Origin of the sequence: Pseudoalteromonas sp. AS84 (genome assembly GCF_038900255.1) — a bacterium.
Taxonomy (GTDB): Bacteria; Pseudomonadota; Gammaproteobacteria; order Enterobacterales; family Alteromonadaceae; genus Pseudoalteromonas.
This window is the reverse complement of record NZ_JBBMQY010000004.1, coordinates 210,744-232,736: the sequence shown is the minus strand read 5'-3', so window position 1 is coordinate 232,736 and position 21,993 is coordinate 210,744. Positions and strand designations below refer to the sequence as shown.

Here is a 21,993-nt window from a genome sequence, read left to right as displayed (position 1 = left end):
TTATAAGTTCGCTTTACTAACTAGCCAACCGGCTAGCGTTTCAAAATCATCGTTTGCGACACTATAAGGCGCGCAATTAAGTGCTACATTTCTGTATGCGGTTGACTCTTTGATTACTTCGTCACTGTTGATAAAAAACGGAGCCATAAGCGGAAGCGTTGATTGCCATAGGGAAAATAAGTCAAACTCTAGCGTTGATGCGGAGTTATAGCGGTTAACTAAAAAATAATGCTTCCAAGTTGTATCTGAATTCTTAAGGTTTTGCAGGCGTCTATAAATTAAGCTGTGACAAATGGCGTCACAATTCACTAGTTCAATAACAATATCGTTTTTTTCTAATGGGTAGTAAGAAAGATTAATATGTGAAGGGCAATCAAAAAGTATCCAAGCTTCATCGCTATAATTTAGATTTTTGCATTTATTGACTATTTTAGTAATTTTATCGATGCTGGTGTCATCGCTATCACCAAATGGTAAAAATATAATGCCATCGTTATCTTGGTGAAAATGCGCAAGAGCATCTTCAAAACTAGCTTCATTACTCCAGCCTTTGGTGTATTTCCACGGCAAACCAAAATGTAAACCTAAGTCGCTTTTTGCATCTAGGTCGATAGCAATAACATCAACGTCAGATTTTTTTAGCACGCACGCTAGGTTTGCAACCACAGAGGTACTGCCTAAACCGCCTTTGATACCTTTAATGAAAACTCTTTGCAACGGGTGTTTACCTATCGTTAATTGAACTAGCTTACGTATTTAGTTCGTTGTTTATTTCTTTAAGTAATGCATACTTATTAATTGTATTATTATTTTGCTGTTTGTTTACAATTTCTATGTAGTCATCACTCTTACCACCGAAGCGCAGCGCAAGGTTTTCTATGTCACTCGATGTTAACGTTTGTGAGTTTTTAGACGTTAAGCTATTCATCATTACCTTTACAGTTACTTTAATTATTTTGATTAAAAGTGGACAATATTTGGCTATTATATATAGAATAACGGTTAAAACTAGTAAAAAAGTATTTTTTATAGGGCATTTTAAGTGCATAACTTTAACATAACGGGATTAGAGCCTGCTGCAAAAGAGTTAAAATCGGCTTCAAGTTATGCTGTTTTAGCCCCTTTAGACAATTTTGCAATCGAATTAGCGTTACATTCAATTAACCAAAGTTTGGCTAATGATATATATATAGTTTCTCAAGAGGCTGAATCATTTTTTGATTCCTCTTTTTCTGCATCGTTAAATTATGCTTATGAACATAATCGAGTACATCCTTTTTCGTTGTCCCCAGAAACACAACACTATTCAATTGAGCGAATCAATTCAGGTATTATAAAAGAGATAAGTGCTTATAAACGTCTAAACGAAGCGCTTATTTTTGTTCATTTTAATACAACACAGTTAAACAGTGTTGGCGAAAAAAGCTTAAAACTGATGATGAATGAGTACAACGATTTTGTCCGTCGTACTGGGGCTACATTACTATTTTTAATATCTGGGCCTGATATTGCTAATTACCGCTTTTTAATTAGACGATTAAATAATGTATTTGATGGACTGGTTTTTGTTGATAATGATTCTGCAATGCGAGTTCTTGAATATGATTATTGGCGCCATAGCACGGGCGTTATTGCTGGTGAACATTACCCGTTATTATTAAGTAATAATCAGTTTGTTGTTCAAAAGGGAATAATAAGCGAGAGCAAAGCACCTAAAAGTTCAGACTTTTCCGATGAAGACGACGTTTGGCTCGTGAAAAGTGCTGTACCTGAAGGTACTAAATTACCAATGCACTATAAAAGTGTGAAAGATAATAATGACCTATTTAATAAAGGTCCAAAAGTAGAAGCAGCCACATTAATTTTTGCAGTTACGCGCTACACAGATTTAGCACAGTTAGGTAAGCAATGTTTTGAGCTCAGAAAAAACTGTGGACGCTGGTTAAAACTTGTTATTCAAAATGTAGATGGTGTTATTCGCCATCAAGATGAGTGTTTATTTTTAACCTTGGGTGTAAACCTTATCTTGTATAGCTTTTCAGAGCCTTCTAGGTTGCTCTCACAAATTCAATCTATTCAAGGTTTTCAGTTTTCAAGACCTTTACCTCCCTCTGTTGAAGATGTTTTAAAATACACCGAGAACACTTTTTCGAAAGGTTACCTACCTTTCATTGAGTTTACAAAACAAGTAGAAGTTCATAGTGATTCAGCTGTCAACTTAGGCGTAAGTGGTGTGCTAGTTAAGTTAGAACTACTGCCAAGAATTGACCCAATACACCCTTTGCATTTATTTCATATTAAACGCGAAGGTGATGTATTTAGTATTGCAGATAATACAGTTTATTTATATTTGCATGCTTGTAGAGAGAATGACGTTGATAATGCGATTAAGCATTTGTTTAAATTAAAAACAAGCGATTTTTTTGTACAGCAAAATGTAATTTCTGATCATTTTTACATCCAGCAAGAATGTAAACAATTAAGGCGTTTTTATAAAGGTAAGAGTGTTGTAGATTTCTCACAAAAACTTGCCGAGAATGATAGCTATAAATTTGCACCTGATATAGCAAACAGCGTTACTGAAAATATTAACACACCTGAATTTTCTAGCAAAAGCCGCCCAGATGCTAAGCCTTTTATAATGAAATTAAGAGATAACTTATGAGTATGAATCAGCTTCTAATTACCGTGTTTCTTGCTATGGTGCTTGGTGCGGTGCTTTGTATACTAGGCAAATACATTTTATCTCAAATAACAAAATATTATTATAAGCTTACTTTTAAACATGAAGTACTAGAGCCTTATACACCAAATACAGTAAAAAAGGATAAGAAGTGAAATTATCAGGTTTAGGGGTTTGGAACCTTTATTTTTTAGTTAAGTTTGCTCTGTTTTATTACGGTGCAATTGATTTTAACGTACTTACCAATGCGGCTTTTGCTGCATTGCTTGCGATTAAATTTAAAAAACCATTAATAGAAAAAGTTAAACATCTATTAGGTGGTGTATTTGCAGTTGTATTACTTTACCAAGACTCATGGTTGCCGCCAATAAACAGGTTGACTAAACAAGCGGGTAACGTTCAAGATTTTAGTTTTGGTTACTTTATTGAGTTATTAAGCCGTGTTATTAATATTGATATGTTATTAGCTTTGTTCGTAATTAGTGTGTGTTTTTGGTACACATCGCAATGGATACGTTTTACAACAGTCACTATTGTTGGGCTTTTAGTTGTAGGATGGCAAGGAGATAACTCTCAAACACAATTCGTTAATAATGTCGCTAATCCTGAGCCGGTTACACAAAATCAAAGTAATCCCCAAACACAAGTGATCACTCAGGCATCACAATCTCCTGATCAAAAACTAGCTGATTTTTATCAACAACAAAGCTTATTAATGAGTCACTTTCCAAGCCAGGTAAATGGTGAACTGTTTGATGTTATCATTTTGAACATATGCTCAATGGCTGTTGCTGATTTAAATGCCATTGGTGTAAGTGTTACTGACATGTATAAAGATTTTGATGTAGTGTTTTCAGACTTTAACTCGGCTACATCATACAGCGGGCCGGCTGCGGTAAGGTTACTGCGCGCCAGTTGTGGGCAAACTAGTCAAACAGCATTATTTAAAGAGGCACCTGAACAATGTCACTTATTTAAAAACCTAGAGAAACTAGGTTATGAAAATAATGTTGTGATGAATCACGATGGACATTTTGATGAGTTTAAAGGCTTAATAAATAAGTACGGAGGCTTAGATAGCCCACCATTTAATATTGATTCAATGCCAGTGGCGCTTCGAGGTTTTGATAATAGCCCTATTTACTCAGATGAAGCTGTGCTGGATGGTTGGTTAGAGCAAGCTGATGATTGTAAGCCGTGTGCGATGTACTACAACACCACAAGTTTACATGACGGTAATCAGCTAGAGAATCAACCAAGGGTGAATAGTAAAGAGACATACCCAATCAGACATAAAAACTTGTTTGCTGATATTAACCAATTTGTAAAAAAATTAGAAAAGCGTGGTCGCAACGTTATGTTAATGATAGTGCCTGAACACGGCGCTAACTTAAAAGGTGATAAAGTACAATTTGCAGGGTTACGTGAAATCCCTAGTCCTGCAATTGTGTCTGTACCTGTAGCGATTAAATTTATAGGCCCAGACGTACAAAACTACTCGCAAATTGTGGTTGATGATTCAACAAGTTACTTTGCGCTTTCAGAGCTGGTAAGTAAGGCGCTGCAAACTGATGTGTTTGGTGGGAATAATAGTGTTGCTAATTTACTTGAAAACCTACCTAAAGCACCTAAAGTTGCTGAAAATGAAGGCACAATAATGATGTACGTTAATCAACGACCATTTATACAATTAGATGGTGGTGATTGGTCAGCTTACCCACAAGGTAAGTAGTCTCATAATAAGAATTAATAAACAGCACTGGTATAGTTAAATATAAATATAAATATCAGTGCTGTTTTTCTTCGTTTAATTACAATCCCACCCTTTGGCTTTAAAGCTGTTTTGTCCAAAAATGTTTACAATAAACTACCTTCTCAAAGCGACTTAGCGTATTATTCGGCTAATATAGTTTTTCCTTCTTTGAGGATGTATGCGTCTAGATATTCACTGTGCTGATCGAATTGGTATTGCTCAAGAAATCCTTAATATATTAGTTAACTACAGCGTTGATTTAAAAGGAATTGAGGTCGATTCTGTAAATTGTCGTATGTACGTTAGTTTTCCCGAAATTGAATTTGAACAATTCCAAAAAATTATGCCATCGATACGTTTAATCGACGGTGTACATGATGTGCGTACCACTGCATTTTTACCATCTGAGCGTGAACACAACGAATTAAATACTTTACTACGTGCATTGCCTGATGGTGTTATCTCTATTGATGCCAAAGGGTGGGTACGTTTATGTAATGATGCAGCATGTAAAGACTTACAGCTAATTGAAAAAGACGTGATTGGTGCAAATATTAATAACCTGCTTAAAGGCTTTAACTTTACACGCTGGTTAGAAGGTAAAGAAGTACTCGGACAAACCACACGAGTTGAAGTTGCTGGTGAGGATTTTATTGCAGACATTTTGCCAATTGCAGTTCCTCAAGGTAGTGAAGGTGATGTACTTGCTGGTGCGGTTATTAATATTAAATCGCAAAGTCGCTTAGGGCAGCAAGTCAGTGCGTTTAGACGTTACGGGCAAGAAAGCTTTGCCACTATTCATAACTTTAGTACGGCAATGCGCCGAGTTGTGCGCGAAGCCCGAAAAATGGCGCAACTAGAAGCCCCTATTTTGATTACTGGTGAAACAGGAACAGGTAAAGAGTTATTAGCTAGAGCGTGCCATTACGCATCTAATCGTTCAGTTAAACCTTTTATTGCTCTGTCGTGTGCTTCTCTTCCTGATGATGTTGCTGAATCTGAATTATTTGGTTATGCCGGGTACGAAGAAAATGCAGCGCCAAAGCGCGGTGTATTAGAGCAAGCCGATGGTGGAACTGTATTTTTAGATGAAGTTGGCGAAATGTCGACTCAACTACAAACTAAGTTACTGCGTTTTTTACAAGATGGTACGTTTAGAAAAGTAGGCGATGAGAACGAAGTTAAAGTAAATGTACGTATTGTTGCTGCTACTCAAAAAGACTTACCTGCAATGGTACAAGAAGGGGTTTTTAGAGAAGACTTATATTACCGTATAAACGTGCTTACTTTAGAAATAGCGCCACTAAGAGATAGAAAAGCAGATGTAGGACCACTTGCAGAGCATTTTATTCAAAAATATGCGCAACAAAATGGTCATGCAATTCCTGTTTTATCACAAGAGTGTTTGAGCTTTTTACAAGAGTATCCGTGGCCAGGAAATGTTCGCCAGCTTGAAAATGCAATTTACCGTGCAGTGTCGTTACTAGATGATAGCGAGCTTCGCGTAGAGCATTTACAGCTACCCACTTTTACTCACGATTTAGGGTATTTAGAGTCTGATTTTGAAGGTTCGTTAGATCAAGCGGTTAAACGTTTTGAAGCGACCTTACTTCGTAAACTCTACCCAGCTTATCCAAGCTCACGCCAGTTAGCTAAGCGATTGGGCCTAAGTCACACCGCCGTAGCTAACAAATTACGTGATTACGGTATTAACCGAAAAACAGTAAAAGTGTAATTAACATAAAGACATTAAAATATGGGGACTAATTTTTAGTCCCCATATTTTTTGTAACCCCATCAATTGCAATCGTCTCAATACCTTCTTCATTAAAGTTCATTACAATACTGGCGTTATTACGAGTGAAAAAATAGCTACGGCCATTAAGTTCAATAACATAATCGCCTTTTACGGGGTCGCTAAATTGCTGCTTTTTTAAAGTGACCCTATGTTCGCCAATTTGCCATTCAAATTCTTTAATAAACCCATTATTAAATTCTTGCACCCATACTTGGCTGTCATCTTTTGAAAGCGTTATAGCAACTGAATAAGAACTAGGGATCTGCTCCATATTGTAACTTTTAGAGCCAATAATGAATTTTTCAGCTTTTTGTTGCCATTCAAAACCAAATTTAAACTCTTTAACTACACCGGTAGGGTAAGTAATAGAGCCTTTACCTGGTAATGAAAAGTCGGCAAACGCACTATAACTAGGTATTAATAAAGCTAGCGCAGTGATAATTTTTCGTTTTGATTTCATGAGTTATCTTTTTATTATAATAATGATTTAAGATTAAAGTAGAATATTCGTCTTCGCAAGAGGCTATGCTACACTCGAATAAATTTAACTGGTAAGACCTTTTTTGTGAACTTATATATTCGTCTTTTATTATTGTTTTTTAAAATTAAACGTAACAAGCAATATCAAAATTTACTTGATACGGTAGATATTGATTACAAAGCTTTACCTACTGATTGCGACATTAATTTACATTTAACGAACTCACGTTACCTTGCGATGATGGACTTATCTCGTACTTGGATGACAGAACGGGTTGGCTTATTAAAGCAAATAATGAAGCGTCGTTGGTTTCCCATTGTTAACGCAACGGCCATAACTTATATCCGCGATATTAAACCTATGCAGCGATATACAATAAGCACCAAGTTAGTGGGCTGGGATCATAAATACTTTTATATTGAGCAAAAGTTTCATTCAGAACGAGGCCTACATGCTATTGCTTATGTACGCGGTGTATTTAAAAGTAAAAAGGGTATTATAAGTATTGAAGAAATGCTTGAGGTTGCTGGTTTTGATGGGCAAACACCTATATTGCCAAGTGAAGTAATGCACTGGAAAGAAATGCTAGAGCAGAAAAAGTTAAGTAACTTACCAAGGTAATTAATACTCTACAAATGAAAAAAAGGCCTTTCGGCCTTTTAACACACATTGTAATTGGGTAACTACGTACTATTTTATATATGCTTTAAAAGCTGTATCTAACACCGAACATAGCAACAACGGGGTCAAGCTCAACAGTTGATGTAAGTGCTTTTGCACCATTTGCATAAACAGTGGCATCGGTATCGATATCCATAATTGATACCATAGCGTGTAAACCCCAGTTTTTATCAATTTTATAGTTCGCACCTACCTGAGCCATAAAGCCAAACGAATCATCTAGCTTTACTTCTACATCATCTGTTTCCAGCGTCGCTTTAAGTGCTTGAGAAGGTTGCTCATCAAAAAATGCAGTGTAGTTTATGCCTACGCCTATAAAAGGTCTTAGCGCATAGCTGGTATCTAAAAAGTGATATTGCGCAACTAAAGACGGTGGAAGTTGTTTTATATCAGCAATTTTGTTGCCAGCTAAGCCTCCGGCACCATTCACATCGTGTGAAAACGGTGTTGCTGCTATCAGTTCCAACACCCATTGATCGTTAAAAGCATAATCTACTGTGATACCTAGTTGGGTATCTGAATCACCCTTAAGGCCCAGTGTCGGCGCCTCATTAATTGCTGAGCTACTATTATCTGGATTTACGTTAATAGCGCCAACATTTACGCTAAAGTTAGCGTGTGCAGCTGGAGAGATTGCTAATAAAGAGGTTAATAATGCGATGCTAATTTGGGTTTTCATGTTGTTCTCCAAGAACTACTGTTTAATTGGCGCTATTATTACCGAGCAATAAAAATGAAAACCTGTTCTAGATCAAAGTTTAAAAAATATTTTAACCTTGTGAATTGTTTTATTGATTTAGATTAATTTTAGTGTCGTTCTGTCTTTGTAACGATTGACATATATATTTCATTAACAGTCATATGAATGTATTAAGGCTGACATCGCTTAGTCATAAACTCACGTTTTAATAAAGGCACATTAAATAATAAAGTGTGTTTACCATGTTTTTAGAAGCATTTGAAAAAAAATCAAAAACAACGGATATTCAAAAAGAAGTTGTAAAGCACTTACAAACACTAATTCGCTTTGAATCAGTAACCCCTAATCAAGCGGGTGCAATTGATTGGCTTGCAGATAAATTGGTGGATTTAGGTTTAAGTTGCGAGCAATTTACTATAAATGGTGTAACTAATTTAATTGCCTGCATAAAATTCAAAGAAGGCCCATGTGTTGCTTTTTCAGGGCACATTGATGTAGTACCAGCAACAAGTAGCGGTTGGCTAAGTCCTCCTTTTGAAGGGCGAGTGCTAAATGATGCAATATACGGTAGAGGGGCAGCCGATATGAAAGGTGGTGTTGCTGCTATGTTGAGTGCTACAAAAAAATTAATTGATAGTAAATCAGCTAAAGCAGGGACACTTTACTGGCTTATCACGTCAGATGAAGAGGGAGAGGCTGAGTATGGCACTCAAGAAATAGTTAATAAGCTTGCCAAGCAAGGTGTTGTATTAGATGGCTGTATTGTAGGGGAGCCATCAAGTGTGGCACAAGTTGGCGATACGGTTAAGAATGGCCGTCGTGGTGCGCTTTCAGCTCGGATTTTAGTTACTGGTAAGGCAGGTCATGTAGCTTATCCTCAAAACACACTCAATGCTGCTCATATTGCTGCAAAAATAGTAAATAGCTTGAGTGATCAGATCTGGTTACTCGATGTGGCTAGCTCAAAAACCACACTGCAAGTGACTGGAATTAACATAAATAATGTGGTCGATAATTTAGTGCCAAGTCATTGTGAAATTACATTTAATGTACGTTATAGCCATGGTTACAGTAGCACAGCAGTTAAAACGCAATTAATGAAGACCCTAAACAAGTTTGCTGAGCATTTTACGATTGAGTGGGAGCGCCCATGCGAGCCTTATTACACAAGCCATAATACGGGATGGAGTTTACTTACTCATATTGAGCAAGCTATTTATAAAAACACATCAAGTCACCCATTACTAAGTACAGATGGAGGGACATCAGATGGACGATTTTTTGCCAGCCCCCATACTCAAGTGATTGAATGTGGTGTACGAAACAATACGATTCATCAAGTTAACGAACATGTATCTATTAGTGACTTACTTAAAATTGAAGCTATTTATACAACTTTACTTGAGCAAATATTTATTAATAATTAAATATAAATAGAGTACTTTATAGATATAAGGACTCACTTTTTATTGGTTATTGTAAATAACGTTTGGCTTTATTTTCTTTTACATTTTCAAGATCGACCAATACTAATCCATCAATACAATTATTGAAATCGGGATCAATACTGAAGCTTAAAAATTGCACTCCACCGGGTTTACAAAGTTCAGTGTATTGTTTAAATAAAGTAGGGACTTGAGCACCCATATTAGCTAGTACATGTTTTAGCTCTACAAAATCTTCTTTCACGTCATTGCCGCTAAAAAGAGTATTACACTGGGTTAGCTGTAGCTCGGTTAACTTAAACTCATTATTAGGCGTAGCTAATTCAATGCCACTTTTATAATAATGCTGATAATAATAAACGAGCATGGCCTTTGCTTGCTCGGGTAGAGCATTTGATACACTTACAGCACCAAACAAGTATCTGTACTGTGGATAGTTTTTGATAAAAGCGCCAATGCCATACCATAAATAATCGAGGCTTTTACGTCCCCAATATTTAGGCTGCACAAAGCTGCGACCAAGCTCAATTCCTTGTTGTAGGTAAGGGGCCATATCGTCGGTGTAAGAAAATAAGCTATCAGTATATAAACCTTTGCGGCCGTGCTTTTGTATTATCTCTTGTGCGCAGGCTAATCGATAAGCACCTACCAGCTCTAGTTGCATGGGGTCCCACAGTACAAGGTGCTGGTAATCCATATCGTATTTATCTATATCACGACGTTTACCGCTACCTTCACCTACCGCTCTAAACGCGATTTCTCTCAGGCGCCCTAACTCTCTAAAAATAGGTGAGCTACCTACATACTGGTATAGATGAATATGCATACCGTCTTGTGTTTTACCAAGTAGCTGGCATTGCTCAATTGCTTTTTTTAGCTCCTTGCGGCACTCGGGAATAGCGATGGGTGTTTGTGTTTTTAGCGGTAGGGCTTTTTTTGTTGTAAGCCTATAAAGTTGTTTACGAATAAGGTTTACAACTTCTTTATCTTTAAGGTTTTCTATTAAGTAAGATTCAGGTGGGATAGAGGCACCAATCTCAAACTCTAAAGATTTTTGGCGTTGCTTAAACATTTCTGTTACTAAGAGCAAACTTGCCAACGGCTTGTAAATCATTGATGTGCCATAAAAAAGTGGACTATTTTTGGCTTTAATATAAATAGGTAAGATAGGGCAGTTAGCTTTTTTTGCCATGCGTAAAAAACCACTATTCCATTTGCAGTCTTTAATACCTGTTGGCCCTAAGCGCGATACTTCTCCTGCCGGAAATATAAGTAATGCACCTTCGTCTTTTAAATGGTTTTGTATATTACTAAGCTCTTGTTTATTGCTCATGCCTGATAAGTTATCTACGGGGAGTAAAAGTGAGTGCATTGGGGTAACCGACATCAACATGCGGTTTGCCACTACTTTTAAATCTTGTCTTACAGTTGAAAGTACTTTAATAAGTGCTAGAGCATCTAATGAACCAATAGGGTGATTTGCAACGATAACAAGTTTACCCTCGTTAGGAATGTGCTCTATCTGCTTAGGTTTATAGCGGGTATCAAAATTGAGTTCATCAAGCACTTGTTCAACAAATTCTAATCCTTGTAGGTGAGGGTAGGCATCACCAAAAGCAACAAACTCCTGTTCATGCAATAAGTAGCCTAGACCTTTTTTTACTAAACCTTTTACTTTAGGAGAGTTCTCTAGTTGTGGTAAGTTTGCAGCAATTACTTTATCAACACTTATCATATTAACCTCATATTCCGTTTGGCCAATTCGCCATACATGTAAGATTAAAAAAAGGGTGTGACAGTTACTTTGCAGTAGTGTGACTTTTTAAAGTGCAAACTTATAAACAGTGTATTGTTAGGAGAATTTATGTCTGTATTAGTTGCTATTACTGGGCGTGACAACACAAAACTAATGACGAAGTTACAAGAGCGGTTACCAAATACGCTGATAGAGCAATGGCCTGATTGCAAAAACGCACATGATGTGGATTTTGTACTTGCGTGGAAAGCGCCAGAATCTATGTGGCCACAGCTACCTAACTTAAAGGCTGTGTCGTCATTTGGTGCTGGCGTAGATAGTATCGATTTAACATTACTCGACGAAAGTGTTGAAGTAGTCCGCATTGTTGACAATCAACTAGCTGAAGATATGGCGGAATATGTACTGACACATGTGCTAGCTCAAAAGTTACGTTTAAAAGAGTATTACATTAAACAAACACAGCAAACATGGAAGCCAAAGCGGGCACATAGTAATAAACATGTCGGCATACTTGGGTTTGGTGAATTAGGTAAAGCATGCGCGCAAAAGCTTATAAATAATTGCTTTAAGGTAAGTGCTTGGGCGCAAAGTAATAAAAGCGCAACTAATGTCGAAATTTTTTATGGCGAGGAAGGCCTTAATTGTATGCTTCCTGAGGTTGACTACCTTGTATGTCTATTACCCCTTACGCAAGCAACGACAGGCATTATTAATCACTCAATGCTCGCTAAGCTACCTTCACATGCTGTTGTTATTAATGTGGCACGTGGTGCTCATGTTGTTGAACAAGACTTACTAAGTGCATTAAATAACGATAGCTTACGCGCAGCTACACTCGACGTATTTGATCAAGAACCTTTAGCGTCGAATCACCCCTACTGGGGGAGCCCCAAAATAACGCTTACACCACATTGCGCGGCGATTTCTGATTTAAATAGTGTTATAGACCAAATAGCCGATAATATTGAACGTTTGAATAAGGGCTTAGCACTCAATAATTCAGTAGATAGAACTAAAGGTTATTAGCTGATAGCTAATTAGTTTAAAAAACAGCTTGTTAACATTTGTAATTTTCATTAGTGTAAAAGGTATTCTCACTAATAAAAATATAAAGAGGGTGTTATGAAATCGAGTCAAAGTGGCGTTAAATTAAGCCTAGTTATTGTTTCAATTATTATACTAGGTGTTTCAGCTTGGTTTAATCAGGCTAACGCTGAAGATAATCCATCTAAAATACAAACCAAAAGCGAGTTAACAGTAGCGGATTAACTTTACTTACTATGTATTCCTCAGTTTTCGTGCTTCTTCGCATCATTTTTTTTGCAGCCCACTAGCACTACTTTCACAGTAGTGTTGGCGTGTCGCTTGAAGTTCTAATTTTCACCTTGGTTCAAAGTGCTTTTTAATATTTTTGAATTATTAATAAAAAAGCCCAGCAATGCTGGGCTATTAAATATTCTAGGGAAAAGTTGTTAACTTTGGGTTACATTAAACTGCCCAAATGTATAAACTTTAAACAAGTAAAAAGTATTGATCAACACTAAACTCATATTTGAAATAACACTCGACGACATAAGATCTAAGCTAAATGATAAGAATAATAAACCACACGCACTAATGGCGGCAACGCGCAGCAGTGTTATCTGGTTAATAAAGAATGCACCTAAACCTAGTGCAAGTAGTGTAGTATTTAAAAGCCAATCTAGCTCGTTTAGCATGGTCGTTTCAATAGTTCAGTTGTTGAAAAAAGGAGCGCCATTATGTTGATCTTTTGCGCACCTTTCAACCAAGTAATTTTAAATTTTCAGATTAGTTTTTTTAATGCTAAAAGTAGCTACCGATTGCTGAAAATAAACCATTATCAGCAATTACTTGATACTTTTGGCAGCTCTGCGGTTTCTGCAAGTCACTGCATAAATAAAGGGACTCACGGCTAGAATCATAGGTGGGGTGTAGGTTTGAATCAATTAAAGTAGCCCCCTTGCCAAAGAATCCGGGCCAGTAAACACTCTCACTTACCATCCCTAATTTTTTATAGGTGAGTAAGGTAGGTTTTGGAAAAGCTAAAATTATTACAGCAACGACAGCGAGTGATATAAACAGTCCTTTTTTTTGCGTTGTTTTTTGGCTTGTATCATTCTTTGCACTGGAATTTAACTCTGCCGGTGAAGGGCGCTGAGTAGAACGCTGTGGTTTTCTTTTTTGCGCTGTTTTTTTTCTAGCCGGTGCTTTACCTAGCAACGATTGTTTATTTGGGGTTTTAGACATAAAGCAAATCTGGCCTTTTTTCCGTAGGTCTCTATAATTAAATGAGTAAATTTATATACTAAGCTAATTATTATGATAACTTAAAGTTAGCTTATAGCCTACGAGGAATAAAGATGAATACGCAGCTATCAATTTTAATTGTAGATGACGTTAGCACAGTGCGTAGTTTTTTGAGCCAAACGCTCATGCACTTAGGGATAGATAACGTAAAGGAAGCATCTACTGCCTCACAATGTATTAGTGAGTGCCAAGCTGCAAATTATAATATCATTTTTTTAGACATTGAATTGCCAGACGGTGATGGTAAAGATTTGATTGCACAAATCAATGAATTAAGCCCAGAGACAAATGTGGTTATGGTATCTGCACATTCAGGTATTGAGAATGTTAAGGATGCAATTGATAAAGGCGCTAAAGGGTTTGTAGTAAAGCCATTTACACCTAAAAAAATAGCGGCAATGCTTAAGAAGTTTTATCCAGATTTAGAAAATGTCTAATAAAGTAAGTACATTTAAAATTTAAACAAAAAAAAACCGGCAAAAGCCGGTTTTTTATATTCTATCAAAAACAAATTATAGAGCTTTAATCTTAGCTGCTATACGGCTCTTATGACGAGCTGCTTTGTTTTTGTGAATTAGACCCTTAGTTGCGTAACGGTCTAGGATAGGTGTAGCAACAGAAAAAGCTTGCTGTGCAGCTTCTTTATCGCCCGCTTCAATAGCAACAATTACTTTTTTGAAGTAAGTGCGCATCATTGAACGACGGCTTGCGTTGTGCTGACGGTTTTTTTCGCTTGTGATAGCGCGTTTTTTTGCAGACTTGATGTTAGCCAAGGTTTGCTCCTAACAATCTTAAAATAAAGCTTAAATTAAAGGCCGTGGAATATGCCTGTTTCTATCATGGATGTCAATTTAAATTTAACAATCCAAGAAAAACTGCACCATATAACGAGCATCAATTTGCCGCTTTAGCAGTTAATACCGACATTGTAACAAAGCACAGACCCCCAGCCTAGTGCTTTAAAGCGATTTATAAAAAAGACTGTGGCATAATCGCCTATCTTGAGGATTTTTGAGTAGGTTTAAGGTGTCAAAAGGTTTATTTCGCTCCGGTATGATTATTAGTTGTATGACTATGATATCGCGTATTTTAGGGCTCGTTCGAGATGCAGTCGTTGCCAATTTATTAGGCGCAAGTGCGGCGGCTGATGTTTTTTTATTTGCTAACCGTATTCCTAACTTTTTACGTCGTTTATTTGCAGAAGGCGCCTTTGCACAAGCATTTGTACCCGTGCTGAGTGAAATTAAAGAACAGCAAGGCGACGACAAGGTCAGGCTTTTTGTGGCACAAGCAGCAGGCACATTAGGAACCATTTTACTGATTGTCACTATTATAGGTGTTGTTGCTTCACCCGTTATTGCAGCATTGTTTGGCACTGGTTGGTTTATAGATTGGTGGCAGGGCGGACCTAATGCCGAAAAGTTTGAACTTGCAAGCTCATTACTTAAATTTACATTCCCATATTTGTTTTTTGTAAGCTTAGTTGCGCTCAGTGGTGCGGTAATGAACGTGTATAACCGCTTTGCTGTTGCTGCATTTACACCAGTTCTACTCAATGTTTCTATCATCACATGTGCAATTTTCTTACATGATAAATTTAGTGTCGGGGCTTATTCTCTCGCAATTGGCGTATTTATTGGTGGCGTTGTACAGCTATTGTTTCAACTTCCATTTTTATACCGTGCAAAAATGTTGGCGCGTCCGCGCTGGGCATGGCAAGACGAAAACGTAAAAAAAGTACGTAAACTTATGCTCCCTGCTTTGTTTGGCGTATCTATTAGCCAAATTAATTTGTTGCTTGATACCATGATTGCTTCATTACTGATGACAGGCTCGATAGCATGGCTTTATTATTCAGACCGTTTAATTGAATTTCCGCTGGGCTTATTTGGTATTGGTATTGCGACAGTTATTTTACCGGCGCTCTCTAAGTTACATAGCAGTAAAAAAAGCAGTGATTTTCAACATACCCTCGACTGGGGGGTGCGTTTTGTTATATTTTTAGGCCTACCAGCAATGATAGGTCTAATGATCATCAGCCCGCTTATTATCACCGTATTGTTCGACCACGGTGCGTTTAAAGAAGACAGTGTTGATCATGTTAAAGCAGTAAGTTTAGGCGTAGTCGCATATTCAGTAGGGCTTGTAAGCTTTATGCTGATTAAAGTACTTGCTCCTGGCTTTTATGCTCGTCAAGACACAAAAACGCCGGTGCGTATTGGTATTATCACCTTAATACTGAATATGGTATTTAATATTATGTTGGCTCCTTTCATTGGTTATTTAGGTTTAGCACTCGCTACTTCGCTATCGGCTAGTTGTAATGCATTTTTGCTGTATAGGCAGCTTAAAAAAGAAAATGTGTATCAGTTTTCATCAATGAGTATGCGCTTTACACTAAAATGTGTTGTTGCAAGTATTGTTATGGGAGCTGTTACATGGTTTGTGAGCAGTTACTATTACTGGGCTACATGGGCTTTTACACAGCAGGTAATATTATTAATGGTATTAGTGGCTTTGGCAGGTATTAGCTACTTTGCAATGCTATTTTTGATGGGCGTTAGACTAAATACGATAAAAAGTGTAGCAATTACTGAATCAAACTAAAAAAAAGATTATAATCGGCAACTCTGCGGCTTTAATAAACTTTTAGCCGTAATTAATAACTCGCTAAACAAGGCATTAGGTGGCATGGAGTTAATTAGAGGTATACACAATATTCGCCCACACCACTTTGGTTGTGTGTTAACTATTGGTAATTTTGACGGTGTTCATTTAGGCCACGCAGAAGTATTAAAAGGCTTACTTAGTGATGCTAAAGCGCATAGTTTGCCTAGCACTGTAATGCTATTTGAACCCCAGCCACAAGAATTTTTTGCTAAAAACAATGCACCAGCACGGCTAACGCGCTTACGAGATAAGCTACGTTTGCTTCGTGATTTAGGTATTGAGCGAGTTATTTGCATTAGCTTTAATCAGCAATTTGCAAACATGCATGCTGAGCAATTTGTTAATGATATTTTGATTAAAAAGTTAGGTGTTAAAGCTCTCACTGTTGGCGATGATTTTAAGTTTGGGAAGCAGCGCCAAGGTAACTTTGACTTACTTGCTAGCATGGGCAAGCAAGCTGGCATGGACGTAAAAAGCACCGCGAGTTTTCGTCAATTAAATGCTAGAGTAAGCAGCACTTTAATACGAGATGCTTTGGCATCTGGTGACTTAGCAAGTGCTAAAATAATGCTTGGTCACGATTATGCTATTTCTGGGCGTGTTATACACGGCTGGAAAAGAGGACGTGAACTCGGTTTTAGAACGGCAAATATTGCCCTAAAACGCCAAGTGTGTCCTGTCAACGGGGTGTTTGCAGTGCAAGCAACGATTGCAGGAAAACAGATTTTTGGAGTTGCAAATGTAGGTAATAAGCCGACATTTAATGGAACTCGTGCATTATTAGAAGTTCACCTTTTTGATTTTGCACAGGATATTTACGGACAATTTATGCATGTGGAGTTAATAAAAAAACTTCGCAATGAAAAAAAATTCGAGACATTAACACAATTAACGGCTCAAATAGCAACTGATGTTGCTGCCGCTAAGCAGTGTTTTGGTTTAAATCAGGTAGCCGATAGAGACGGAATGTAGGATAAATGAGCGACTATAAACATACTTTGAACTTACCGGAAACACCGTTTCCAATGCGTGGCAATTTGGCACAACGTGAACCAAAAATGCTTAAAGCATGGTATGAAGACGACCTGTACGGTCAAATTCGCAGCGCTAAGAAAGGTAAAAAGACCTTTATTTTGCATGACGGCCCTCCGTATGCAAATGGCGATATCCATTTAGGCCACTCAGTTAATAAAATATTAAAAGACATTATTGTTAAGTCTAAAACATTATCTGACTTTGATTCACCATTAGTCCCAGGTTGGGATTGTCATGGTTTACCAATCGAGTTAATGGTTGAGAAAAAAGTAGGCAAGCCGGGCGTAAAAGTAACCGCGAGCGAGTTTCGTGAAAAATGCCGTGCATACGCTAAAAAACAAGTTGAAGGTCAAAAAGTTGATTTTAAACGTTTAGGCGTATTTGCAGATTGGGATAAGCCTTACTTAACAATGAACTTTGACTTTGAAGCGAATGCAATTCGTGTACTTGGTCGTATTATTGAAAAAGGTCATTTGCATAAAGGTGCTAAGCCTGTGCATTGGTGTACAGATTGTGGTTCTGCATTAGCAGAAGCAGAAGTTGAATACCAAGACAAGCAATCACCAGCGATTGATGTACGTTTTACATTTGTTGATCAAGATGCTGTTGTGAGTGCATTTGATTTGGCTGATGGTCATAAAGGCGAAGGCAGTGTTGGTACTGTTATTTGGACAACAACACCGTGGACGCTTCCAGCAAACCGCGCAGTAGCTGTGCATGCCGATTTAGAATATGCATTGGTGCAGGTTGAAGATGAAGGCGTACAACAACGTCTAATTTTAGGCTCTGAGCTTGTTAAAGATGCAATGGACCGCTTTGGTTTTAATCACTTTCACGTATTAGGTTATGTAAAAGGTGCTGCACTTGAAAACTTAACTGTAGCCCATCCTTTTTATGATTTTGATGTACCCGTGATTGTTGCAGAACACGTAACGACTGACTCAGGTACCGGTGTTGTACATACAGCACCAGGACATGGTCAAGAAGATTTCGTGGCTGGTTTAAATTACAACCTTGAAGTAGCTAACCCTGTTGGCGCTAATGGTGTTTATTTACCAGATACTGAACTTTTTGCAGGTCAGCATGTATTTAAAGCAAATGCGAGCGTAATTGAAGTATTAAAAGAGCACGGTGCATTAATGCATCATCATGCTATAACTCATAGTTACCCACATTGTTGGCGCCATAAAACACCCATTATTTTCCGTGCTACACCACAATGGTTTGTAAGTATGGATCAGGCTAACTTGCGTCAAGATTCTTTAAAAGAAATTAAAAACACGCAGTGGTTGCCAGAGTGGGGCGAAAGCCGTATTTCAAACATGGTTGAAAGCCGCCCAGATTGGTGTATATCTCGCCAACGTACTTGGGGTGTGCCAATTGCATTGTTTGCTGATAAAGATACCGGTGCGCTTCATCCAAATACTCAAGAGCTAATTGAGCAAGCTGCACAGCTAGTTGAAAAATCAGGTATTCAGGCATGGTACGATTTAGAACCAGCTACATTACTTGGTGATGAAGATGCCAAGCAATACATGAAAGTGCAAGATACGCTAGATGTATGGTTTGACTCAGGTGTTTCACACGCATGTGTTGTAGACGCACGTGAAGACTTGGTTGGTCCAGCTGATTTATACCTTGAAGGTTCTGATCAACACCGTGGTTGGTTTATGTCATCAATGATGACATCAGTGGCTATTAATGGTCATGCACCATACCGCCAAGTATTGACCCATGGTTTTACTGTTGATGAAAACGGCCGCAAAATGTCTAAGTCATTAGGCAATGTTATTTCACCACAAAATGTGATGAATAAACTAGGCGCCGACATTCTTCGTTTATGGGTTGCCTCTACCGATTACACGGCAGAAATGACTGTGTCGGATGAAATATTTAAACGCTCTGCCGATCGCTACCGCCGTATTCGTAACACGAGCCGTTACTTACTAGCTAACCTAAATGGTTTTGATCCAAAAACAGATCAAGTGGCTATTAATGACATGGTTGAGCTTGATAAGTGGATTGTTGGTCGTGCTGCTCAGTTGCAAGACGAAATTTTAGCCGCATACGATAGCTACCAAATGCTATTAGTAACGCAAAAGCTAATGAACTTCTGTACAGGTGAGCTTGGTTCGTTCTATTTAGACGTAATTAAAGATCGTCAGTACACAGCTAAGAGTGACAGCCATGCACGTCGTTCTTGTCAAACAGCGCTTTATCATATTGCAGAAGCAATGACGCGTTGGATGGCACCTATTATGAGCTTTACCGCACAAGAAATTTGGGAGGCTTTACCGGGTGAGCGTAGTGACTACGTATTTACATCTGTTTGGTACGATGGTTTACAAGCGCCAACAAATAGCCAATTTAGTAACGATGACTGGTTAGAGATTTTAACAGTACGCGACGAAGTAAACCGCTTATTAGAAGCTGCACGTAAAGAAGAAGTCATTGGTGCAACGCTTCAAGCAACGGTTAATTTATTTACTGGTAAAGAGCTTGCCGCTAAATTAAATGCGCTTGGTGATGAACTGCGTTTTGTATTATTAACATCTGCCGTAAATGTTTCTGAAGTTGATAGTCAGCCAGCTGATACACAAGCTACCGAAATTGAAGGTTTGTTCATTAGTGTTGCTGCAACAGATGCTGCTAAATGTGAGCGTTGTTGGCATTACAGTGAAGATGTAGGTGTTAATCCTGCTCATCCTGAAATTTGTGGTCGTTGTGTAAGTAATGTTGACGGCGAAGGCGAAAAGCGTCAATTCGCTTAGGAGTTATTCTTAGTGAGCAAACTAGCCCAAAAAAGTGGTTTAGTGTGGCTTTGGTTGAGTCTATTACTATTAGTAATAGACTTTGCCAGTAAAACACTTGTTGTAGGGACTATGGCTTATCAAGAGTCGATAAACTTACTCCCTGTTTTTAGTATTACTTATGTGCATAACTATGGTGCTGCTTATAGCTTTTTAAGTGAAGCGGGTGGTTGGCAGCGTTGGTTTTTAAGTGCGATTGCCATTGCTATTAGTGCTTTACTTGTGTGGTGGCTAAAACGCTTACCTGCAACAAACAAAGTACTATGCGGTGCTTATGCACTGGTACTTGCAGGCGCTATTGGTAATTTATACGATCGTATTGCGTATGGTTATGTAATCGACTTTATTCACGTATTTTACAAAGACTCACATTTTCCGGTATTCAATATTGCTGATTGCGCTATTTGTATTGGCGCAGCGTTATTGTTATTTGACGCCTTTACCGGCGAGAGTCCGAAGGAGCATAAAGCATGAGCCAAGCTGTAATTGGTGAAAACTCGCAAGTTATTTTCCATTTTTCTATTAAATTAGAAGATGGCTCTGCCGCTGATTCTACCAAGGTGCACAACAAACCTGCTAAATTAACAATGGGCGATGGCAGCTTAACGGCAAACTTCGAAAAGTGTTTATTAGGTTTAACTGCAGGCGAAAGTAAAACGTTTGAATTAGAACCTGAAGATGCTTTTGGTCAGCCAAATCCAGATAATATTTACTACGTTGACCGCAGTAAATTTGGCCCAGAAACACCAGCCAAAGTAGGTGCAATTATTGCGTTTACTCAACCTGATGGCACTGAGCTTCCAGGTTTAGTTCGCGAAGTGCAAGGTGAGTCGGTAACGATTGATTTTAATCACCCTTTATCTGGCCAACGTTTAACGTTTGAAGTTGATATTATTGAGGTGGAAGGCTAATGGAAATATTACTAGCTAATCCTCGCGGCTTTTGCGCTGGTGTTGACCGTGCTATTAGTATTGTTGAGCGCGCTCTAGATATTTTTGAAAAGCCAATTTATGTGCGCCATGAAGTAGTACATAACCGCTATGTGGTTGATGGATTAAAAAGTCGTGGTGCGGTATTTGTTGAAGAGCTTGATCAAGTACCTGACGACAGCATTGTTATTTTTAGCGCACATGGCGTATCGCAAGCTGTTCGTTCTGAGGCAAAACGTCGTGATTTAAAAGTATTTGATGCAACGTGTCCGCTTGTAACTAAAGTACATATGGAAGTTACACGTGCGAGTCGTAAAGGTATTGAGTGTATTTTAATTGGACACCATGGCCACCCTGAAGTAGAGGGAACAATGGGACAATATGATAACTCAGCCGGTGGCATTTATCTTGTTGAAACCGTTGATGATGTTGTTGCGCTTAATGTAAAAAATGCTGAAAATCTTTTTTATTGCAGCCAAACAACACTCTCAGTTGATGACACCGCAGATGTTATTGATGCACTACGCAGTAAGTTTCCATCAATTGATGGACCGCGTAAAGATGACATTTGTTATGCAACGCAAAATCGTCAAGACGCTGTTCGTGACTTAGCTGATAAAGTTGATGTGCTATTAGTTGTTGGCGCTAAAAATAGCTCTAACTCTAATCGCTTACGTGAACTTGCAGATAAAATGGGCACAGTTGCTTATTTAATTGATGATGCAACTGATGTACAAGAACAATGGGTTTCGGGTTCTAAAGCTGTAGGCGTAACTGCGGGTGCATCTGCGCCAGAAGTACTCGTACAACAAGTTATAAGCCGATTAAAAGAACTTGGTGGTACGCAAGTTGTTGAAAACCCGGGCGAGATAGAGAATATCGTTTTTGCTGTTCCTGTAGAGCTACGTTAATTTAAATATA

Annotated in this window: 22 protein-coding genes; 14 read left to right on the top strand and 8 right to left on the bottom strand. The window is 38.1% G+C overall.

Going from position 1 to position 21,993, the window contains the following annotated elements; genetic code table 11:
- A complete protein-coding gene (bcsQ, locus tag WNY79_RS06820) occupies positions 1 to 717 on the bottom strand; it encodes a cellulose biosynthesis protein BcsQ (RefSeq protein ID WP_170072074.1) in 717 nt (238 codons plus the stop codon).
- A 31-nt stretch (positions 718 to 748) separates the two neighbouring features.
- The gene (gene bcsR, locus WNY79_RS06815; protein WP_170072212.1) at positions 749 to 928 is read right to left on the bottom strand and encodes a BcsR/BcsP family cellulose biosynthesis protein; all 180 of its coding nucleotides are present in this window, start codon (positions 926 to 928) and stop codon (positions 749 to 751) included.
- Between the two features lie 114 nt (positions 929 to 1,042).
- Between bcsR and bcsE the strand changes: the two genes are divergently transcribed.
- The 3 genes from bcsE (at position 1,043) to tyrR (ending at position 6,171) form a co-directional block, all read left to right on the top strand.
- Positions 1,043 to 2,665 carry a cellulose biosynthesis protein BcsE gene (gene bcsE / locus WNY79_RS06810; protein WP_342875447.1) on the top strand — a complete coding sequence of 541 codons (1,623 nt, stop codon included), beginning with the start codon at positions 1,043 to 1,045 and terminating at the stop codon, positions 2,663 to 2,665.
- Between the two features lie 169 nt (positions 2,666 to 2,834).
- Complete coding sequence (gene bcsG / locus WNY79_RS06805) at positions 2,835 to 4,415, top strand: cellulose biosynthesis protein BcsG (RefSeq protein WP_342875446.1); 1,581 nt, start codon at positions 2,835 to 2,837, stop codon at positions 4,413 to 4,415.
- 199 nt (positions 4,416 to 4,614) lie between these two features.
- Entirely contained in the window at positions 4,615 to 6,171 is a 1,557-nt protein-coding gene (gene tyrR, locus WNY79_RS06800; RefSeq protein WP_010555118.1) for a transcriptional regulator TyrR, read from the top strand.
- 28 nt (positions 6,172 to 6,199) lie between these two features.
- On the opposite strand, the gene WNY79_RS06795 is transcribed toward tyrR, so the two are convergent.
- The gene (locus WNY79_RS06795) at positions 6,200 to 6,694 is read right to left on the bottom strand and encodes a hypothetical protein (protein ID WP_076925455.1); all 495 of its coding nucleotides are present in this window, start codon (positions 6,692 to 6,694) and stop codon (positions 6,200 to 6,202) included.
- A 105-nt stretch (positions 6,695 to 6,799) separates the two neighbouring features.
- Here WNY79_RS06795 and WNY79_RS06790 point away from each other — a divergent pair, with 105 nt between their 5' ends.
- The gene (locus WNY79_RS06790) at positions 6,800 to 7,336 is read left to right on the top strand and encodes a thioesterase family protein (RefSeq protein WP_024603739.1); all 537 of its coding nucleotides are present in this window, start codon (positions 6,800 to 6,802) and stop codon (positions 7,334 to 7,336) included.
- Positions 7,337 to 7,421: 85 nt separating this feature from the next.
- Here WNY79_RS06790 and WNY79_RS06785 read toward each other — a convergent pair whose 3' ends face one another.
- Positions 7,422 to 8,075 (bottom strand): OmpW family outer membrane protein, encoded by a 654-nt coding sequence (locus WNY79_RS06785; RefSeq protein WP_342875445.1) that lies wholly within the window; start codon positions 8,073 to 8,075, stop codon positions 7,422 to 7,424.
- 263 nt (positions 8,076 to 8,338) lie between these two features.
- On the opposite strand from WNY79_RS06785, the gene dapE reads away from it, so the two are divergent.
- Positions 8,339 to 9,523, top strand: coding sequence for a succinyl-diaminopimelate desuccinylase (gene dapE / locus WNY79_RS06780; protein WP_342875444.1), 1,185 nt, complete (start codon positions 8,339 to 8,341; stop codon positions 9,521 to 9,523).
- A 46-nt stretch (positions 9,524 to 9,569) separates the two neighbouring features.
- Here dapE and WNY79_RS06775 read toward each other — a convergent pair whose 3' ends face one another.
- Positions 9,570 to 11,276 (bottom strand): lysophospholipid acyltransferase family protein, encoded by a 1,707-nt coding sequence (locus tag WNY79_RS06775; RefSeq protein ID WP_342875443.1) that lies wholly within the window; start codon positions 11,274 to 11,276, stop codon positions 9,570 to 9,572.
- Between the two features lie 129 nt (positions 11,277 to 11,405).
- Between WNY79_RS06775 and WNY79_RS06770 the strand changes: the two genes are divergently transcribed.
- Both WNY79_RS06770 and WNY79_RS06765 read left to right on the top strand, forming a co-directional pair.
- Positions 11,406 to 12,326, top strand: a complete 921-nt coding sequence (locus WNY79_RS06770) for a glyoxylate/hydroxypyruvate reductase A (RefSeq protein ID WP_342875442.1) — start codon at positions 11,406 to 11,408, stop codon at positions 12,324 to 12,326.
- 96 nt (positions 12,327 to 12,422) lie between these two features.
- Positions 12,423 to 12,569, top strand: a complete 147-nt coding sequence (locus tag WNY79_RS06765; RefSeq protein WP_171972335.1) for a hypothetical protein — start codon at positions 12,423 to 12,425, stop codon at positions 12,567 to 12,569.
- Between the two features lie 203 nt (positions 12,570 to 12,772).
- Here the strand turns inward: WNY79_RS06765 and WNY79_RS06760 are convergent, their stop codons facing one another.
- Entirely contained in the window at positions 12,773 to 13,018 is a 246-nt protein-coding gene (locus tag WNY79_RS06760; RefSeq protein WP_002958222.1) for a hypothetical protein, read from the bottom strand.
- A gap of 106 nt (positions 13,019 to 13,124) precedes the next feature.
- Positions 13,125 to 13,568 carry a hypothetical protein gene (locus tag WNY79_RS06755; RefSeq protein ID WP_170072081.1) on the bottom strand — a complete coding sequence of 148 codons (444 nt, stop codon included), beginning with the start codon at positions 13,566 to 13,568 and terminating at the stop codon, positions 13,125 to 13,127.
- A 113-nt stretch (positions 13,569 to 13,681) separates the two neighbouring features.
- Between WNY79_RS06755 and WNY79_RS06750 the strand changes: the two genes are divergently transcribed.
- Positions 13,682 to 14,065 (top strand): response regulator, encoded by a 384-nt coding sequence (locus tag WNY79_RS06750; protein WP_002958224.1) that lies wholly within the window; start codon positions 13,682 to 13,684, stop codon positions 14,063 to 14,065.
- 75 nt (positions 14,066 to 14,140) lie between these two features.
- Here WNY79_RS06750 and rpsT read toward each other — a convergent pair whose 3' ends face one another.
- The gene (gene rpsT / locus WNY79_RS06745; RefSeq protein ID WP_002958225.1) at positions 14,141 to 14,401 is read right to left on the bottom strand and encodes a 30S ribosomal protein S20; all 261 of its coding nucleotides are present in this window, start codon (positions 14,399 to 14,401) and stop codon (positions 14,141 to 14,143) included.
- A 253-nt stretch (positions 14,402 to 14,654) separates the two neighbouring features.
- Here rpsT and murJ point away from each other — a divergent pair, with 253 nt between their 5' ends.
- The 6 genes from murJ (at position 14,655) to ispH (ending at position 21,983) form a co-directional block, all read left to right on the top strand.
- The gene (gene murJ, locus WNY79_RS06740; RefSeq protein ID WP_342875441.1) at positions 14,655 to 16,235 is read left to right on the top strand and encodes a murein biosynthesis integral membrane protein MurJ; all 1,581 of its coding nucleotides are present in this window, start codon (positions 14,655 to 14,657) and stop codon (positions 16,233 to 16,235) included.
- A gap of 84 nt (positions 16,236 to 16,319) precedes the next feature.
- Entirely contained in the window at positions 16,320 to 17,270 is a 951-nt protein-coding gene (ribF, locus tag WNY79_RS06735; protein ID WP_076925461.1) for a bifunctional riboflavin kinase/FAD synthetase, read from the top strand.
- A gap of 5 nt (positions 17,271 to 17,275) precedes the next feature.
- Positions 17,276 to 20,104 (top strand): isoleucine--tRNA ligase, encoded by a 2,829-nt coding sequence (gene ileS, locus WNY79_RS06730; protein ID WP_342875440.1) that lies wholly within the window; start codon positions 17,276 to 17,278, stop codon positions 20,102 to 20,104.
- 12 nt (positions 20,105 to 20,116) lie between these two features.
- Positions 20,117 to 20,617 carry a signal peptidase II gene (gene lspA / locus WNY79_RS06725; RefSeq protein WP_007376920.1) on the top strand — a complete coding sequence of 167 codons (501 nt, stop codon included), beginning with the start codon at positions 20,117 to 20,119 and terminating at the stop codon, positions 20,615 to 20,617.
- The gene (gene fkpB, locus WNY79_RS06720; RefSeq protein ID WP_002958231.1) at positions 20,614 to 21,054 is read left to right on the top strand and encodes an FKBP-type peptidyl-prolyl cis-trans isomerase; all 441 of its coding nucleotides are present in this window, start codon (positions 20,614 to 20,616) and stop codon (positions 21,052 to 21,054) included. The genes lspA and fkpB overlap by 4 nt, the downstream gene beginning before the upstream one ends.
- Complete coding sequence (ispH, locus tag WNY79_RS06715; RefSeq protein ID WP_294115461.1) at positions 21,054 to 21,983, top strand: 4-hydroxy-3-methylbut-2-enyl diphosphate reductase; 930 nt, start codon at positions 21,054 to 21,056, stop codon at positions 21,981 to 21,983. Before fkpB ends, ispH begins: the two co-directional genes overlap by 1 nt.
- The last annotated feature ends 10 nt before the right edge of the window (positions 21,984 to 21,993 follow it).

What these genes read in the sequence shown, in the direction of transcription:
- bcsR (WP_170072212.1), bottom strand. Translation starts at nt 928, where the DNA reads ATGAATAGCTTAACGTCTAAAAACTCACAAACGTTAACATCGAGTGAC.
- tyrR (WP_010555118.1), top strand. Translation starts at nt 4,615, where the DNA reads ATGCGTCTAGATATTCACTGTGCTGATCGAATTGGTATTGCTCAAGAA.
- WNY79_RS06795 (WP_076925455.1), bottom strand. Translation starts at nt 6,694, where the DNA reads ATGAAATCAAAACGAAAAATTATCACTGCGCTAGCTTTATTAATACCT.
- WNY79_RS06785 (WP_342875445.1), bottom strand. Translation starts at nt 8,075, where the DNA reads ATGAAAACCCAAATTAGCATCGCATTATTAACCTCTTTATTAGCAATC.
- dapE (WP_342875444.1), top strand. Translation starts at nt 8,339, where the DNA reads ATGTTTTTAGAAGCATTTGAAAAAAAATCAAAAACAACGGATATTCAA.
- WNY79_RS06775 (WP_342875443.1), bottom strand. Translation starts at nt 11,276, where the DNA reads ATGATAAGTGTTGATAAAGTAATTGCTGCAAACTTACCACAACTAGAG.
- WNY79_RS06770 (WP_342875442.1), top strand. Translation starts at nt 11,406, where the DNA reads ATGTCTGTATTAGTTGCTATTACTGGGCGTGACAACACAAAACTAATG.
- WNY79_RS06765 (WP_171972335.1), top strand. Translation starts at nt 12,423, where the DNA reads ATGAAATCGAGTCAAAGTGGCGTTAAATTAAGCCTAGTTATTGTTTCA.
- WNY79_RS06760 (WP_002958222.1), bottom strand. Translation starts at nt 13,018, where the DNA reads ATGCTAAACGAGCTAGATTGGCTTTTAAATACTACACTACTTGCACTA.
- WNY79_RS06755 (WP_170072081.1), bottom strand. Translation starts at nt 13,568, where the DNA reads ATGTCTAAAACCCCAAATAAACAATCGTTGCTAGGTAAAGCACCGGCT.
- WNY79_RS06750 (WP_002958224.1), top strand. Translation starts at nt 13,682, where the DNA reads ATGAATACGCAGCTATCAATTTTAATTGTAGATGACGTTAGCACAGTG.
- ribF (WP_076925461.1), top strand. Translation starts at nt 16,320, where the DNA reads ATGGAGTTAATTAGAGGTATACACAATATTCGCCCACACCACTTTGGT.
- ileS (WP_342875440.1), top strand. Translation starts at nt 17,276, where the DNA reads ATGAGCGACTATAAACATACTTTGAACTTACCGGAAACACCGTTTCCA.
- fkpB (WP_002958231.1), top strand. Translation starts at nt 20,614, where the DNA reads ATGAGCCAAGCTGTAATTGGTGAAAACTCGCAAGTTATTTTCCATTTT.
- ispH (WP_294115461.1), top strand. Translation starts at nt 21,054, where the DNA reads ATGGAAATATTACTAGCTAATCCTCGCGGCTTTTGCGCTGGTGTTGAC.